This window comes from Flavobacterium qiangtangense (assembly GCF_042658345.1).
GTDB lineage: Bacteria > Bacteroidota > Bacteroidia > Flavobacteriales > Flavobacteriaceae > Flavobacterium > Flavobacterium qiangtangense.
In genome coordinates this window covers 18075-32624 of sequence record NZ_JBHSQB010000007.1, presented here as the reverse complement: position 1 = coordinate 32624, position 14550 = coordinate 18075, and the positions used below count along the sequence as shown (strand labels likewise).

16 protein-coding genes and 3 tRNA genes are annotated in these 14550 nt (G+C 35.0%); 5 read left to right on the top strand and 14 right to left on the bottom strand.

From position 1 onward, the window contains the following. The 5 genes from ACFPVY_RS07990 to ACFPVY_RS07970 form a co-directional block, all read right to left on the bottom strand. A complete protein-coding gene (locus tag ACFPVY_RS07990) occupies positions 1 to 1464 on the bottom strand; it encodes a phytoene desaturase family protein (protein WP_379791441.1) in 1464 nt (487 codons plus the stop codon). Between the two features lie 53 nt (positions 1465 to 1517). Then, on the bottom strand, positions 1518 to 2417 hold the full coding sequence (locus ACFPVY_RS07985) for a MerR family transcriptional regulator (RefSeq protein ID WP_379791439.1): 900 nt from the start codon (positions 2415 to 2417) through the stop codon (positions 1518 to 1520). Between the two features lie 358 nt (positions 2418 to 2775). Beyond that, positions 2776 to 2858, bottom strand: a tRNA-Leu gene (locus ACFPVY_RS07980). A gap of 46 nt (positions 2859 to 2904) precedes the next feature. Beyond that, positions 2905 to 2977 (bottom strand) — tRNA-Lys (locus ACFPVY_RS07975). A gap of 39 nt (positions 2978 to 3016) precedes the next feature. Then, a tRNA-Lys gene (locus tag ACFPVY_RS07970) sits at positions 3017 to 3089 on the bottom strand. 127 nt (positions 3090 to 3216) lie between these two features. Between ACFPVY_RS07970 and ACFPVY_RS07965 the strand changes: the two genes are divergently transcribed. After that, complete coding sequence (locus tag ACFPVY_RS07965) at positions 3217 to 3735, top strand: shikimate kinase (protein ID WP_379791438.1); 519 nt, start codon at positions 3217 to 3219, stop codon at positions 3733 to 3735. Here the strand turns inward: ACFPVY_RS07965 and ACFPVY_RS07960 are convergent. Further along, positions 3727 to 4224: a phosphoribosyltransferase family protein gene (locus tag ACFPVY_RS07960; protein ID WP_379791437.1), complete on the bottom strand. Its 498-nt coding sequence runs from the start codon at positions 4222 to 4224 to the stop codon at positions 3727 to 3729. The two genes, ACFPVY_RS07965 and ACFPVY_RS07960, sit on opposite strands and share 9 nt — an antisense overlap. Positions 4225 to 4272: 48 nt before the next feature. Beyond that, positions 4273 to 4662 carry an RNA-binding S4 domain-containing protein gene (locus ACFPVY_RS07955; RefSeq protein ID WP_379791436.1) on the bottom strand — a complete coding sequence of 130 codons (390 nt, stop codon included), beginning with the start codon at positions 4660 to 4662 and terminating at the stop codon, positions 4273 to 4275. A 79-nt stretch (positions 4663 to 4741) separates the two neighbouring features. Between ACFPVY_RS07955 and ACFPVY_RS07950 the strand changes: the two genes are divergently transcribed. Then, positions 4742 to 5698, top strand: coding sequence for an FKBP-type peptidyl-prolyl cis-trans isomerase (locus ACFPVY_RS07950; RefSeq protein WP_379791435.1), 957 nt, complete (start codon positions 4742 to 4744; stop codon positions 5696 to 5698). 70 nt (positions 5699 to 5768) lie between these two features. Here ACFPVY_RS07950 and ACFPVY_RS07945 read toward each other — a convergent pair whose 3' ends face one another. From ACFPVY_RS07945 to ACFPVY_RS07920, 6 genes are all read right to left on the bottom strand, one after another. Continuing rightward, on the bottom strand, positions 5769 to 6722 hold the full coding sequence (locus tag ACFPVY_RS07945; RefSeq protein ID WP_379791434.1) for a transketolase family protein: 954 nt from the start codon (positions 6720 to 6722) through the stop codon (positions 5769 to 5771). Positions 6723 to 6800: 78 nt separating this feature from the next. Next, positions 6801 to 7652: a transketolase gene (locus ACFPVY_RS07940; protein WP_379791433.1), complete on the bottom strand. Its 852-nt coding sequence runs from the start codon at positions 7650 to 7652 to the stop codon at positions 6801 to 6803. Positions 7653 to 7803: 151 nt separating this feature from the next. Further along, a complete protein-coding gene (locus ACFPVY_RS07935) occupies positions 7804 to 7989 on the bottom strand; it encodes a hypothetical protein (protein WP_379791432.1) in 186 nt (61 codons plus the stop codon). 3 nt (positions 7990 to 7992) lie between these two features. Then, complete coding sequence (locus ACFPVY_RS07930; RefSeq protein ID WP_379791431.1) at positions 7993 to 8220, bottom strand: hypothetical protein; 228 nt, start codon at positions 8218 to 8220, stop codon at positions 7993 to 7995. A gap of 85 nt (positions 8221 to 8305) precedes the next feature. After that, positions 8306 to 8989, bottom strand: a complete 684-nt coding sequence (locus ACFPVY_RS07925) for an SGNH/GDSL hydrolase family protein (protein WP_379791430.1) — start codon at positions 8987 to 8989, stop codon at positions 8306 to 8308. Between the two features lie 94 nt (positions 8990 to 9083). Beyond that, positions 9084 to 9572, bottom strand: coding sequence for a VOC family protein (locus ACFPVY_RS07920; protein ID WP_379791429.1), 489 nt, complete (start codon positions 9570 to 9572; stop codon positions 9084 to 9086). 235 nt (positions 9573 to 9807) lie between these two features. Between ACFPVY_RS07920 and tgt the strand changes: the two genes are divergently transcribed. The 3 genes from tgt to ACFPVY_RS07905 are packed head-to-tail and all read left to right on the top strand — an operon-like array spanning position 9808 to position 12919. Then, positions 9808 to 10938 (top strand): tRNA guanosine(34) transglycosylase Tgt, encoded by a 1131-nt coding sequence (gene tgt, locus ACFPVY_RS07915; protein WP_379791428.1) that lies wholly within the window; start codon positions 9808 to 9810, stop codon positions 10936 to 10938. A gap of 6 nt (positions 10939 to 10944) precedes the next feature. Then, positions 10945 to 12021 carry an LptF/LptG family permease gene (locus tag ACFPVY_RS07910; protein WP_379791427.1) on the top strand — a complete coding sequence of 359 codons (1077 nt, stop codon included), beginning with the start codon at positions 10945 to 10947 and terminating at the stop codon, positions 12019 to 12021. After that, positions 12008 to 12919 carry a DMT family transporter gene (locus tag ACFPVY_RS07905; RefSeq protein WP_379791426.1) on the top strand — a complete coding sequence of 304 codons (912 nt, stop codon included), beginning with the start codon at positions 12008 to 12010 and terminating at the stop codon, positions 12917 to 12919. Before ACFPVY_RS07910 ends, ACFPVY_RS07905 begins: the two co-directional genes overlap by 14 nt. On the opposite strand, the gene ACFPVY_RS07900 is transcribed toward ACFPVY_RS07905, so the two are convergent. Further along, positions 12916 to 14433, bottom strand: coding sequence for a hypothetical protein (locus ACFPVY_RS07900; protein ID WP_379791425.1), 1518 nt, complete (start codon positions 14431 to 14433; stop codon positions 12916 to 12918). The two genes, ACFPVY_RS07905 and ACFPVY_RS07900, sit on opposite strands and share 4 nt — an antisense overlap. Between the last annotated feature and the right edge of the window lie 117 nt (positions 14434 to 14550).

The following is a 14550-nucleotide window of genomic DNA, read 5'->3' as shown; positions in this document are numbered from 1 at the left end:
TTATGATCTATCCTTGCGAATCAATTCTGATACTAATTTTCCAGAAATCAAAGCGGGGGGAACACCAGGTCCGGGAACCGTTAATTGTCCGGTAAAATATAAATTCTTGACTTTTTTACTTTTCAGTTTCGGTCTTAAAAATGCTGTTTGAAAGAGCGTATTAGCCATTCCATAAGCATTTCCTTTATAAGAATTATAGTCTTTTATAAAATCTTTCACACAGAACGATTCCTTAAATATAACATTATTTTTTAAATTTTGCTGTGTCAATTTCTCAAAACGAGTCATAATTTTTTCAAAATATATCTCTCTAATTTCGGGAAGATCTTCAATTCCTGGAGCGATCGGAATCAAGAAAATTCCAGCTTCTTGTCCTTCAGGCGCCGCATTCAAATCTGTTTTTGACGGAAAGCTGGCATAAAATAATGGTTCGTCAGGCCATTTTGGATTATCATAAATTGCTTCGGCGTGGATGTCAAAATCCACATCAAAAAACAATGAATGATGTTCTACATTTTCTATTTTTTTATCAAAACCGACATAAAATAGGAGTGAAGAAGGCGCAAAAGTTTTGCTTTCCCAATATTTTTCAGAATAAACCCGATCGCGTTCGTCGAGCAATGTTTCGGTGTGGTGATAATCGGCGCCGCTTAAAATGATGTCGGCTTCGATAACTTCACCATTTACAACAAGGCTGTCGGCTTTCCCGTTTATTACAATAATTTTCTCGACGTTTGCATTTGTAATTATTTCAACGTCAAGTTCTTTTGCTAATTTTTCCAACGCTAAAATCACCGAATACATTCCGTTTTTTGGATGCCAAGTTCCCATCCCAAAATCAGCGTAGTTCATAAAACTATAAAACGATGGCGTATCAGAAGGTTTTGCTCCGAGAAATAAAACCGGAAATTCTAATATTTGAATGAGCTTTTTATTCTTGAATTTGATTCTAACATCTTTTGAAATAGTTCCGAAAAATTGACTGACTTTTTTCGCGGTTTCCAAAGTAATTAGTTCCAAGGGAGAAACTCCGGGTCTGTAAACCAAATCTTTTATGGCGATGTCATAATTGCTTTTGGCATTGGCCATAAATTCTTTCAAGGCAACAGAACTTCCTTTTTCGATGCTTTCGAAGGTGTTTGCAATTTCTTCCAAATTATCTGAAATAGTTACAAATTCGTTGATCCCAAAATATACTTGATACGCAGGAGAAAGTTTGGTCAACTCATAATAATCTGAAGGTTTCTTACCAAAATCGGCGAAGAATCTTTCAAAAACATCAGGCATCCAATACCAAGTTGGGCCGATGTCAAAGGTAAAACCATCTCGTTTTAGTTGACGCGCTCTTCCGCCAATCGTGGCATTTTTTTCGTAAATCGTTACGGTGTGTCCCTGTTGCGCCAGGTAGCAAGAAGCTGCCAAGGCTGAAAATCCGGAACCTATTATTTTAATATCTTTATTCATCTGTTTAACAAATATAGCAAAAAGATAAACAAAACTTCGGTTTTAAGAAACATTTAAAGTTTGTTTATTACGTCTTGCAAATTGAAATAAACTGACGTCGTCTTGTTGAGGTTTTTCTTGTCGATGTGTTTCGCTATCTTCCCTAAAATCCAAATCTCAGATTCTGAATTAGATACAATTTCATTTTGGAATTTTTGCACGTAAGCATCGACTTGATCCGTCTCTGGATAAACCGACCAATAGGTTACAAAAACGGTTTTTTCAAAATAAGCCGAAAATTCCTTCAAGTTTTCCATAGGAATGGATTGGCCCAAATAAATCGTTTTATAACCTTTTGATAAAATCTCAAAGTTGAGGTAAATCAGCGCTAATTCGTGGATTTCGTTGTGCGGTAAATAAAGCACGAATACTTTTTCGTTGTTCGTGGGTTCCTGGAGTTGCAGTGATTCAATATTGCTCAATAATTTTTGGCGAATCAAATAGGTAATGAAATGCTCGTGCGCAGGCGTGATGGTTCCAATTTGCCACAACAAGCCCATTTCGTTCAACAGCGGGATAAAAACTTCGTTAAAAACCAGGCTAAACGATTTTTCAGCGAGCAAATTATTGTAAGTATTCAAGAAAAGGCTTTGGTCAAAGTTCATCATCGCGACTTTGAACGCATTTAAAGCATGATTCTTGGCGCTTTTTTCAGAAATAATGTCTTTGACTAATTGCGGAATTTTTTCTGGTGGAAACTTAGATATTTTAGAAATTTTGTAGCCGTGACTGTGAAGTAGCGTAATGTTCAAAAGGCGTTGCAAATTTTCAATATCATAAAGCCTGATGTTTGTATCTGTTCGCATCGGTTCAAGAATATTGTACCGCTTTTCCCAGATTCTAATGGTGTGGGCTTTGACTCCCGAAAGGTTTTCCAGGTCTTTTATGCTAAATACGCTCTTGATACTGTTCATTGTTTTTGTAAGTTTCCTAAACAAAAATAACGAATTTTATTTAAAAATTTCTCAAATCTGTGTTTGTTTAAATTACTTGTTGTTTGCAACACGGAATTTAAAAATTAGAGAGATTAGAGAAATCTCTTTACTCAACTATTCGATTTTTTTAATTTTAAAGAAAGTGTTAATAGGGAAGATGTCGGGCAAGTAAGGGTATAAAAAACGCAAACGCCTAAAAATAAGATGTTTGCATTTTAAAAAGTGACCACGGTGGGATTGACTCTGTCTTTCCCACAAAGCTCCGCTTTGAAAATTTTTTTTAAAATAAAAAGCGCTCAAGTAAACTTGGCGCTTTTTATTTTAAAAAATTAATTCGTGACCACGGTGGGATTTGAACCCACACGCCCTTTCGAGCACCACCCCCTCAAGATGGCAAGTCTACCGTTTCTCCACGTGGCCTTAAAGCAAAAAAAGTTATTTACCAAGGCAAATAACTTTCTTTTTGTGACCCGACTGGGGCTCGAACCCAGGACCCCATCATTAAAAGTGATGTGCTCTACCAACTGAGCTATCGAGTCATTGCTTTCAAGAAAATGTTTTAAATGACTGGTCATTTGTGACCCGACTGGGGCTCGAACCCAGGACCCCATCATTAAAAGTGATGTGCTCTACCGACTGAGCTATCGAGTCATTTTATTTCCTTGAATGCGGGTGCAAATATAAGGCGTTATTATTTATTTTTCCAAGTAAAATTGCTTTAAATTTGTCTTTTTTTTTAATTATCTCTTAACGCCTTAATTTATAAGGATTTATTTCAATGGCAAAAATTATTTTATTAGGATATATGGGTTCCGGAAAGTCAACAATTGCAAAATCGTTGTCTGAAAAAACGCAAATCAAGCTTTTTGATTTGGATAAAATTATTGAAGACAGAACAAATTTGTCGATAAAATCTATTTTTGAAACCAAAGGCGAAGTCTATTTTAGGAAATTAGAACACGAAATTTTTAAAGAATTAATTGCTTCCGATGAAAAATCAATTATTAGTTTGGGCGGAGGAACACCTTGCTACGCAAATAATCACGAAATGTTGAACGGCGACGGGATCGCTTCGTTTTATTTGAAAGGTTCAATTGAAACGCTTTATAAACGATTAATTTCCATAAAAGAAAATCGTCCGTTGATTGCTGACCAAAGCGAGGAAGAAATGAAAGAATATATCGCGAAGCACTTATTTGACCGCAGTTTTTACTACAATCAAGCGACACATAAAATTTCTATTGACGAGAAATCAATAGAAGATGTCGTAAATGCTATTTTAGAAAAATTAGCTTAAATAAGCGTGATTGTCGTCTTTTTCGAAAACCACTTGCACGTGTTCTTGAAGTGAAGTTGACAATGAAATTCCTTTGAAATCAGCTTTTACCGGGTATTTTTTATGATTTCTGTCCACCAAAACCGCTGTCTTGAATTTCTTTAGCGGAACGTCTAGGAAAAATCGAATTCCGTATGCTAAAACAGTTCCTGAGTTTAAAACATCATCGACCAAAACCAATCCTTTGTTTTCATATTCGCTTTTATCTAACGACGTCGTAATTTCGTTGGCTGGATTATTTTTATCGATATGAACTTCGCACAAAGACACTTTCAATTCTGAAATAGCAGTGAGTTCTTGAGCAATTTTTTCGGCAAAAACATAACCGCTTTTTGAGATTCCGGCGATAACCACTTCTTCTTCCTCTACAAAAGTTTCATAGATTTGGTAAGCGATTCTCTTTGTTTTGTGGGCTATTTCTTGATTGTTAAGAATGATATTTTTGCTCATTGTGCTAATTTTTACCAAAGATAAAAAACTGTTTTATTTTATAAGAATTTATTCTGAATCTTCTTCCTCATTAAAATCAGAACCAAAATCATCTAAATCACGGCGGTCTTTTTTCGTTGGGCGACCTTCACCATGTTTTCTGTAATGTTCTTTTGAAAGTTTTAATAATTCTAAATGCTCAAAAGATTCTGCCGGCGTTTCATCCTTCCTATATATATCAACCAATTTTGCTCCCACGCGATTGGCAGGAATGTCTAAAACCGAAATTTTATAAGTAATCTGGTCTTTTCTAAAAGTGATTTTATCGGTTGCAAAAACTTCTTTGGACGGCTTTGCCACCTGACCATTTACGGTGATATGATTTTTCTTGCAAGCTTCGGTCACCATATTTCTGGTTTTATAATATCGAACGCACCATAAGTATTTGTCTACTCTCATACTAAAACTGAAAATCTACGTTAATTAGTTTACAAAAATAAATCAAAATTGTATCTTGCGCCTCTAAAATCTATGAATAATGAACAGAATTAAGTTTCTTATACTAACAATTGTTGCGAGTGCGTCGCTTTTCTCGTGTAAAAAGGATGATGACGGTGTTTATGTTGCGCCTCCAAGAGACCGTGCTACACAATATGCAGCAGATTTAATTTCTATCGAAGACTATTTGCATACGCACTATTTGGAAGTTACTACAGATGCTCACGGAAATCCAATACCAAGGATATTTGCCATTGGAGAAGGAACGCCGCAAACTTCAATTTGGGATCAAACAGAATATCCATTGCAATTTGAAATGCTTAAGAGTGATGAACGTATTGCTACTGAAGCTAATCCTTATGTCGGAGAATTGGTTGATGAATCAGTGGAATATAAATTTTATTATATTAAATTAAGAGAAGGAAATGGTAATTCGCCATCTCAGGTTGACTCTACTTTTATTTCATATAGAGGAACGAACTTGAGTGATGTTGACTTTGATTATAGAGAAAATCCAGTTTGGATAAACCAGTCATCTGTTGTTTCTGGTTGGAGAAAAATGATGCAAAAATTTAAAACAGGAAGTGCTACTGAAGATCCTGAAAATCCTGGAAATGTAATTTTTGCGGATCACGGAATTGGAGTAATGTTTATTCCTTCTGGTCTTGGTTATTTTGCTGTTCCGAGAACGAATTTGCCTGCCTATTCTCCAATGGTTTTTACGTTTAATTTGATTGCTCTAAAATATAGCGATAATGATGGCGACGGAATTTATTCTATTTATGAGGATGTGAACGGTAATGGCGATCTTTTTGATGATGACACTGACGGTGATGGTTTTCCAAATTTCTTAGATAACGATGATGATGGCGATGGAATGTTGACCTTGTATGAGATTTCAGATTCATTTGGAAATAAATATCCTTTTGATTTGATTCCGAATTGTCAAGGCACAACGGGTGGTTTGAAGAAACACTTAGATCCAAGTTGTCAATAATTAACCAATAAGTATAAAAAAATCCCGTTCATTAATTTGAACGGGATTTTTTATTTATAGTAAGAAGAAATTATTTTCTCTTGATTACTTTTTCAACGGCTTCAACGATCGCTTGATTGTTTAGCTTGTATTTTTCCATCAATTGTGCTGGAGTTCCTGATTCTCCAAAGCTATCATTTACTGCTACAAATTCTTGTGGAGCAGGATTGTTCAAAGCCAAAACTCTGGCAACGCTTTCTCCTAAACCTCCTAAAATATTGTGTTCTTCAGCTGTAACGATACATTTTGTTTTAGCCAAAGATTTCAAAATTGCTTCTTCGTCTAAAGGTTTAATCGTATGAATATTGATTACTTCGGCAGAAATTCCTTTTGCTTCTAAAGCTTCTGCAGCAACCAAAGCTTCCCAAACCAAATGTCCGGTTGCAACGATTGTTACGTCAGTTCCTTCGTTTAAAAGAATTGCTTTTCCGATTTCAAAAGTTCCGTTTTCTGGAGTGAAATTTGGAACAGATGGACGGCCAAAACGCAAGTAAACTGGTCCGTGGTGATCTGCAATTGCCATTGTAGCCGCTTTAGTTTGATTGTAATCACAAGTATTGATTACAGTCATTCCAGGCAACATTTTCATCAAACCGATGTCTTCAAGAATTTGGTGAGTTGCACCGTCTTCACCCAAAGTTAAACCAGCGTGAGAAGCACAGATTTTTACGTTTTTATCTGAATAAGCAACAGATTGACGAATTTGGTCGTAAACTCTTCCTGTAGAAAAGTTAGCGAAAGTTCCTGTGAAAGGAATTTTTCCACCAATGGTCATTCCTGCAGCAATTCCAATCATGTTTGCTTCCGCAATCCCGATTTGGAAAAAACGCTCTGGATGATTCTTTTTAAAATCGTCCATTTTAAGAGATCCGATCAAGTCAGCGCAAAGTGCTACTACGTTTTCATTCTTTTGACCTAATTCAGTCAATCCCGCTCCAAAACCAGAACGAGTATCTTTATTTCCTGTATTTGTGTATTTCTTCATAATGAATTTAAAAATTGAAAGATTTAAGAATTTAAAAATTACGAGAAAAACTCATAACTCATAATTCATAACTCCTAATTAATAGTCGCTTTCGCCTTCGCAATAGTTTTGAGTTAAAGCTGTTGCCAATTGATCGTCATTTGGCGCTTTTCCGTGCCAAGCGTGGCTGAACATCATATAATCAACGCCGTTACCCATCTCAGTGTGAAGCAAAACGCAAACTGGTTTTCCTTTTCCTGTTCTTGACTTGGCGTCAGTCATTCCCGCGATTACTGCCTCGATGTCGTTTCCTTTTTCAATTTCTAAAACATCCCAACCAAAAGCTTCAAATTTTGCTCTGATGCTTCCCATGTGCAACACTTCGTCTGTTGGTCCGTCGATTTGTTTTCCGTTCAAGTCGATTGTTGCGATATAATTGTCCACTTTATAAGCAGAAGCATACATCATCGCTTCCCAGTTTTGACCTTCTTGCAATTCACCGTCTCCGTGAAGACTGTAAACCAAGTGAGTGTCATTGTTTAATTTTTTTGTCAATGCAGCACCAATTGCCACAGACATTCCTTGACCCAAAGATCCAGAAGCCATACGAATTCCTGGTAAACCTTCGTGAGTTGTTGGATGTCCTTGAAGCCTAGAATTTAATAAACGAAAAGTTGCCAATTCAGCTACCGGAAAGTAACCGCTTCTTGCCAAAACGCTATAAAAAAGTGGAGAAATATGTCCGTTTGAAAGGAAGAATAAATCTTCATCTTTTCCGTCCATATCAAATCCTGGCTTTCTGTCCATGATGTTTTGGTAAAGGGCTACAAGAAATTCAGTACAGCCCAGCGAACCACCCGGATGCCCAGAGTTTACAGCGTGAACCATTCGAAGAATATCTCTTCGTACTTGAATAGTTAAGTTGTTTAATTGTTGTGTGTTAGGTTTCATTTTATGTGATAAAGTTAAACTGGCGCAAAGATAATCAGATATTTGGATTAATAAAGAATTGGAATTTTAGATTTTCATAAAGTTGTCAAAAGGTTATCAATAAAAAAAGGCCTTATAAAAGGCCTTTTAATTTTTTATTCTGAAGTGAAACTCAATCTTTCTTTTTTCCCCAATTGTCCTTCATTTCTTTGTAAGATTTCTTTGAAATTGTGGATTTTCTTTTGCTTCGTGATTTGCCTTTTTTCTTTCTGGCATTGATATTGTTTACTAAAGAGTTTTTTACTCCAAGCTTATTTTTCTTACTTCGCTTTTTTGCTTTTTTGACACGTTTGCTCATCGCTTAGATTTTGTCTTTGTAGTTATTCAGCTTTTTCACGCTTAAAATAATCACTAATAAAAACACGACAATCAATAAAACGCCAAGACCAACGACAATCGTCGGATTAAAATCTGTGCTATCATTTGCTTTCTTCGTGGTCAAATAAATCCCGAGGAGGATAAATAAGATTGAAAGTCCGATGTTTCTTTTCAACTTTGATTTTGCTCTAGTATTTTCTGGAGTTGCCATATTTTTTGTTTTTAGGTTTAATTAAAGTTAAGAAATCAAAATCCTAATTTCCTTAAACTCATTATAAAATTGGCAAAATCTTATATTATTTTAAAGCTTTCAGAATCGCTTCTTGCAAAATTGGTTCCATCACTTTATAACCAGCAAGCGTTGGGTGAACGCCATCATTTGTGTATTTTTTGTCCAAGCCTTTTTCAGAATCAACCATTTTTAGATAATAATTTACAAAAGGAATTTTATTTTCTGAAGCATATTTTTCAAGCATCGAATTTAGCTGAATCACTTTTTCTGCGGGTTCCATTCCTTTTTTCCAAGAAAAATCATTTGCTGGCAAAACCGAAGAAAGAATTACTTTGATGTTATTAATTTTTGCCAATTCTGCCATTGAAACTATATTTCCAAAAACATCTTTCAACTCAATTGGGCCATTATTTTGTGCGATGTCGTTGATTCCGGCAAGGATAACAACCAATTTTGGCTTCAACGCAATCACATCTGGGCGAAATCGAACAAGCATTTGCGATGTCGTTTGACCGCTGATTCCTCGATTGATATATTTATTTTGAGAGAAAAATTCTGGACTGCTCATTTTCCAACCTTCGGTAATTGAATTTCCCATAAAAACTACTCGCTTTTCGTTTTTAGAAGGTACCTGCAGGTTTTGATTTTCATTCGAATATTTTAAAATATTTGCCCAATCTGTTTTCATTTCTTGGCTGTAAATTTTTGAGGTGAGAAAAACTAAGGCAATAAAAACTAGATTTTTCATAGATTTATTTTTTGTTTCTAGGCTAAAAGTAATGATTTATCAGATTTATTTCCAAATAAAAAGCCTTTCGGGTTAGAAAGGCTTCGGTTTAAATTTATCCGTTTTTTAATTTTTCAATGTCTAATTTCTTCATCTGAAACATCGCGTTCATTGTTTTTGACATTTGTTCAGAATCATTTCCCGACATAATTTCGGTTAAAATCGTTGGAATAATTTGCCAAGAAACTCCGAATTTATCTTTCAGCCAGCCACATTGTTGCGATTCAACCGGACCTCCTTCAGAAAGTTTATTCCAATAATAATCGATTTCTTCCTGAGATTCACAACTTACGATGAATGAAACGGCTTCAGTAAATTGAAATTCTGGCCCTGCGTTTAGTGCTACAAATTCTTGTCCTTCGATTTGAAATTCAATTGTCATCGGTGTTCCAACGGGTTTTTGGTGAAATTCAAAACCTTCCTTTGTGTAAAATGATTTCCTTCCGATGCTGGAATTTTTAAAAATGGAAACGTAATAATTTACTGCTTCCTCAGCCACGTTGTCAAACCACAAGTTCGGCGTTATTTTTTGCATTGTTGCCATAAAATTGATTTTTAGTTTTGTTTCTATCAAAGTTATTTTTTTTTATAGCAAAATTAGCTGTGCGAAACGGACAATTTCTATGGGCAATTGCGCCACTTTTTTGTATCAACTTCCACAATTTCAAAAGGATGTTAAATTAAATCATAAATCGCATCACGAAGTTTCAAGAATAAATCACAAATAAATTATCTTTGCCACCGTTCCGAAATTTCGGGATTGCGATAAAAAGAGAAGAATGAAATTTGACTTATTACACACAGATCCTGCGTCAAAGGCAAGAGCTGGAAAGATTACCACAGATCACGGAGTTATTGAAACGCCTATTTTTATGCCTGTTGGGACGGTTGCTTCGGTAAAAGGAGTGCACCAAAGAGAGCTGAAAGAGGAAATAAATCCGGATATTATCTTAGGAAATACCTACCATTTATACCTTCGTCCACAGACTCAAATCTTGGAAAAAGCCGGCGGTTTGCATAAATTTATGAATTGGGACCGAAATATTTTGACCGATTCTGGAGGTTATCAAGTGTATTCGCTTTCTTCAAATAGAAAAATTAAGGAAGAAGGAGTGAAGTTCAAGTCGCATATTGACGGTTCTTACCACGTTTTTACGCCAGAAAATGTAATGGAAATTCAGCGCACCATTGGGGCCGATATCATTATGGCTTTTGACGAATGTACGCCTTATCCGTGTGATTATCGTTATGCGCAACGTTCGATGCACATGACGCACAGATGGTTAGACCGATGTATAAAACATTTGGAAACACAGCCGTTTAAATATGGTTATGAGCAGACTTTTTTCCCAATCGTGCAGGGAAGTACATATAAAGATTTACGTCAGCAATCAGCGGAATATATTGCAAATGCAGGCGCTCAAGGAAACGCTATCGGCGGACTTTCAGTAGGAGAACCAGCTGAAGAAATGTACGCAATGACAGAAGTTGTGACTGCAATTTTGCCAGAAGATAAGCCAAGATATTTGATGGGAGTGGGGACACCTATCAATATTTTAGAAAATATAGCGTTGGGAATCGATATGTTCGATTGCGTGATGCCGACGAGAAACGCCAGAAACGGAATGCTTTTCACGGCTTATGGAACCATCAATATCAAGAATAAAAAGTGGGAAGATGATTTTTCTCCAATTGATGAAATGGCGCATACTTTTGTCGATACAGAATATTCAAAAGCTTATTTAAGACACCTTTTTGCAGCGAACGAATATCTTGGAAAACAAATTGCCACAATTCACAATCTTGGATTTTATATGTGGTTGGTTCGTGAAGCGAGAAAACATATCTTAGCCGGAGATTTCCGAGTTTGGAAAGAAATGATGGTAAAACAAATGGATAACAGACTTTAAGATTAAATGAAAATAATTGACAAGTATTTATTAAAGAGGTATTTAGCGACGTTTTTTGTGATGCTTTTTTTGTTCATTCCAATTGGGATTGTCATTGACGTATCTGAAAAAATCAACAAGATTCTGGCCAATAAAGTGCCGTTTCCTGATGTGGCTTTGTATTATTTGCACTTTACTATCTATTTTGCCAATTTACTTTTTCCGATTTTTTTGTTTTTGTCCGTAATTTGGTTTACTTCAAAACTGGCCAATAACACAGAGATTATCGCGATTTTAAGTTCTGGAATTTCATTTACCAGATTTTTGCGTCCTTATATCATTGGAGCTACAATTATTTCTGTTTTTGCCCTGTTGATGGGATTTTTTATTGTTCCAAAAGCGAGCCAGGGATTCAATGATTTTAGGTATAAATTCTTGAAAAGTAATAAGCAGACTCGTGAAACCGCGAATGTTTATAGAGAAATTAGTCCGGGTGAATTTATTTATGTGAGTAATTTTAATCCAGATTCAAAGACCGCATTTGACTTTTCACTGAAGAAATTTAAAGGCGAAAATTTAGATTTTATCATTGGCGCCAGCCGCATAAAATTTAACGAAAAAGATACGACTTACACGTTATACAATTACACGAAAAGAAAAGTTGGTGATTTGGATGATAAGCTGATTTCTGAAAAGAAAAAAGACACCGTTTTTAAATTTGATTTAGAAGATTTAACGCCGGTAATTTACATTGCAGAAACGCTTACCGTTGGAGAATTAAATGAATTTATTGACAAAGAACGCGATAGAGGTTCGTCAAATATTGACACCTATTTGGTTGTTTTATATCGAAAATATAGCTTGCCGGTTTCAGCATTTATCCTGACAATCATTGCTGTGGCGGTTTCTTCAATGAAAAGAAGAGGAGGAATGGGGATGAATCTTGCCATTGGAATTGGTTTGGCGTTTACCTTTATTTTCTTCGATAAAATCTTTGGAACGCTTGCCGAAAAGTCGAGTATTCCACCATTTGTTGCAGTTTGGTTGCCAAATTTTGTGTTTGGAATTTTAGCTGTTTATTTACTTCGAAATGCAAAAAGATAATCCCAATTTAAAAAGTTACCTAAATCTTCACCTAATCGTTTTTATTTGGGGATTTACCGCCATTTTAGGCGAATTAATTTCTGTAAAGGAAGAAGCTGTAGTTTGGTACAGAATGCTCTTGGCCGGAATTTTTATGTTGATTTATGTCTTGGTAACAAAGAAACCGTGGCGACTTCCGTTTAAATCATTTGCTCATTTAATTGGCGTTGGGTTGCTGATTGCATTGCATTGGATTTTCTTTTTTAAGGCCATAAATGTTTCGAATGTGTCGATTACTTTGGCTGTTTTTTCAACCGGAGCCTTCTTTGCATCTATCTTGGAACCAATCTTTTTTAACAGAAAAATGCTTTGGTATGAAGTTTTCTTCGGATTGATAATTATCGGCGGATTACTGATGATTATGCAAGTGGAAACCAAGTATATCTTAGGAATGGCTTACGCTTTGCTTTCGGTATTTTTAGGCGTAATGTTTACGTTATTCAACGGAAAATTAATCCAAAAATATGATCCTTCTGTAATCACTTTATATGAGTTTTTTGCCGGAGTTTCGTTTGTTTCATTATATCTTTTATTTGGACAAAAATTCACATCTGAATTCTTTGACGTTTCAACTAGAGACTGGGTTTTGCTGCTGATTCTTTCTTCGGTTTGTACGGCGTATGCTTTTACCGCTTCAGTAAATGTCATGAAAAAATTGTCGCCTTACACTGTAATGTTGACCACAAATATGGAACCCGTCTATGGAATTATTCTTGCCTTTTTCATACTCGGAGACAAAGAACAAATGAGTCCGGGTTTTTATATCGGTGCGTTGATAATATTGGCAACAGTTATCTTAAACGGAGTTTTGAAAAACTATAAAAAGCCAAAAGAAATCATTGAAATTGAAGAAATTTAGATTCGTGAAAACCAAACATTGGTATCAATTTCCGAAGGAATATTTAATTTTTTTCTAAGTCTATATTTTTTAGCTTCAATTGCTCTAACCGAAGAATTGGTATATATAGCAATTTCTTTAGCAGAAAAATCAAGTTTTAAATAAGCTGCAAATTTTAATTCAGATGCCACAAGTGTAGGGGCAATATCTGTCAATTTTTTTTTAAAAGTAGGAAAAGCTTCTTGAAACTTCACATAAAATGTGGCTTCGTCACACATCGCGAGGTTAACAATTTGTTCGACGTCTACTTTTTTTAATATCACTTCATTTTCCTCTATCGAATTTGAAAGTTGCGCGATCTTTTCTTCTAGCAGTGATTCGATTTCTTTTTTCGTAAGTTTTTCATCTTTAAATTTTTTGTGAAATAAAAAAGCAGCGTAGAGGCAAAGAAATGTCAATATTGCTATCAAAATAATGATCCGGGAAAGATTGTTATTGGTTTTTTTAAAAGCACTCTCGTTTTGAGAAAAAACATTATCTACAGAAGAGCTTATCATATTTTTATTTGAATCGATAAATTCAGCCTGTAGCAATTTCATAAGATTGCCATATTTGGATGCGTTTTTATAATCCTTCATCTCTTGGTACACTATTGATAATCCATCATAAGCCGCAATAAGAGTTTCTGTGTTATTATATTTTTTAGAGATATTAACGCTCACATTATAATTTTGTATGGCTCCGTTAAAATTTTTTTTATGCAAAAGGCTGCAACCAATATTGTTGAGTATTACCGCTTTGCTGGTACTGTTTTCGTATTTTGGATTTAATTTTAAGGCTTTGTTCAGGTAATAGTCAACAGAATCAAACCCAATATTCTGCGCCATAAACTCATTGGCTAAGCTTGCATAATTGTTATATAAAAGGTCATCTCGAGTATACATTGTAAAACCGTCTGTTTCGAAATTTTGCACTTTTTCAAACTCATTTTTCGCTAGCAAAAGGTAGTGAAGAACACTGTCGCGACTCTCCACTTGGGTCTGTTTTAGACATCCTAACGTTTGGTAAGTCAATCCGTTATAAATGTTTTTTGAATTTTTAGAATCAATTTTTTGAACAAGTGGAAGTGTATTTTGTGCTTCTTCCACGCTTCTCTTATAGTATTGAATTTTACTCAATACGCAGGCTTTAATGAGTTTTGTGTTTGCCAAAACTTGGTAGTTTCCATGTTTTTTAGCAGACTCTTCCAGCTCGTATAGATTCTTAATAACAAAATCATATTTGTAAGAATTTAAGCAACCAGTATAAAGTAACAATAAACTATCATCTTCCCCTTGAGCATAATTATTTTCGACGCTTAGTTTGTGAATTTTTTCAGAAAGTTCAATTGTTTGTTCTGGGTACGTAGTCAATGTTGATCTAGCTGAAAAAAGCATAGCGTCAATTTCTCGCGTAGAATAGCTCTGAGCTCTTACATTTAGACATAAAAGCAATCCTAAAAATACTGGGGGGAGTATGAATTTAGAAGAAACCATTTACAAATATAGTACAAAATATTTTTCTTAAAAAAAACTAAATATAAAATTTTGTATAAATCATAAATCTTGAAATTTTGCTAAAGTTTAAAAATGAAAATTCTATCTTTGCAGTTC

Excerpts from the sequence above, each read along its gene's own strand:
- ACFPVY_RS07930 (WP_379791431.1), bottom strand. The coding sequence starts at position 8,220 with ATGGCAACTCCAGAAAATACTAGAGCAAAATCAAAGTTGAAAAGAAAC.
- tgt (WP_379791428.1), top strand. The coding sequence starts at position 9,808 with ATGAAATTTGACTTATTACACACAGATCCTGCGTCAAAGGCAAGAGCT.
- ACFPVY_RS07990 (WP_379791441.1), bottom strand. The coding sequence starts at position 1,464 with ATGAATAAAGATATTAAAATAATAGGTTCCGGATTTTCAGCCTTGGCA.
- ACFPVY_RS07925 (WP_379791430.1), bottom strand. The coding sequence starts at position 8,989 with ATGAAAAATCTAGTTTTTATTGCCTTAGTTTTTCTCACCTCAAAAATT.
- ACFPVY_RS07965 (WP_379791438.1), top strand. The coding sequence starts at position 3,217 with ATGGCAAAAATTATTTTATTAGGATATATGGGTTCCGGAAAGTCAACA.
- ACFPVY_RS07950 (WP_379791435.1), top strand. The coding sequence starts at position 4,742 with ATGAACAGAATTAAGTTTCTTATACTAACAATTGTTGCGAGTGCGTCG.
- ACFPVY_RS07955 (WP_379791436.1), bottom strand. The coding sequence starts at position 4,662 with ATGAGAGTAGACAAATACTTATGGTGCGTTCGATATTATAAAACCAGA.
- ACFPVY_RS07945 (WP_379791434.1), bottom strand. The coding sequence starts at position 6,722 with ATGAAGAAATACACAAATACAGGAAATAAAGATACTCGTTCTGGTTTT.
- ACFPVY_RS07900 (WP_379791425.1), bottom strand. The coding sequence starts at position 14,433 with ATGGTTTCTTCTAAATTCATACTCCCCCCAGTATTTTTAGGATTGCTT.
- ACFPVY_RS07960 (WP_379791437.1), bottom strand. The coding sequence starts at position 4,224 with ATGAGCAAAAATATCATTCTTAACAATCAAGAAATAGCCCACAAAACA.
- ACFPVY_RS07910 (WP_379791427.1), top strand. The coding sequence starts at position 10,945 with ATGAAAATAATTGACAAGTATTTATTAAAGAGGTATTTAGCGACGTTT.
- ACFPVY_RS07935 (WP_379791432.1), bottom strand. The coding sequence starts at position 7,989 with ATGAGCAAACGTGTCAAAAAAGCAAAAAAGCGAAGTAAGAAAAATAAG.
- ACFPVY_RS07905 (WP_379791426.1), top strand. The coding sequence starts at position 12,008 with ATGCAAAAAGATAATCCCAATTTAAAAAGTTACCTAAATCTTCACCTA.
- ACFPVY_RS07985 (WP_379791439.1), bottom strand. The coding sequence starts at position 2,417 with ATGAACAGTATCAAGAGCGTATTTAGCATAAAAGACCTGGAAAACCTT.
- ACFPVY_RS07940 (WP_379791433.1), bottom strand. The coding sequence starts at position 7,652 with ATGAAACCTAACACACAACAATTAAACAACTTAACTATTCAAGTACGA.
- ACFPVY_RS07920 (WP_379791429.1), bottom strand. The coding sequence starts at position 9,572 with ATGGCAACAATGCAAAAAATAACGCCGAACTTGTGGTTTGACAACGTG.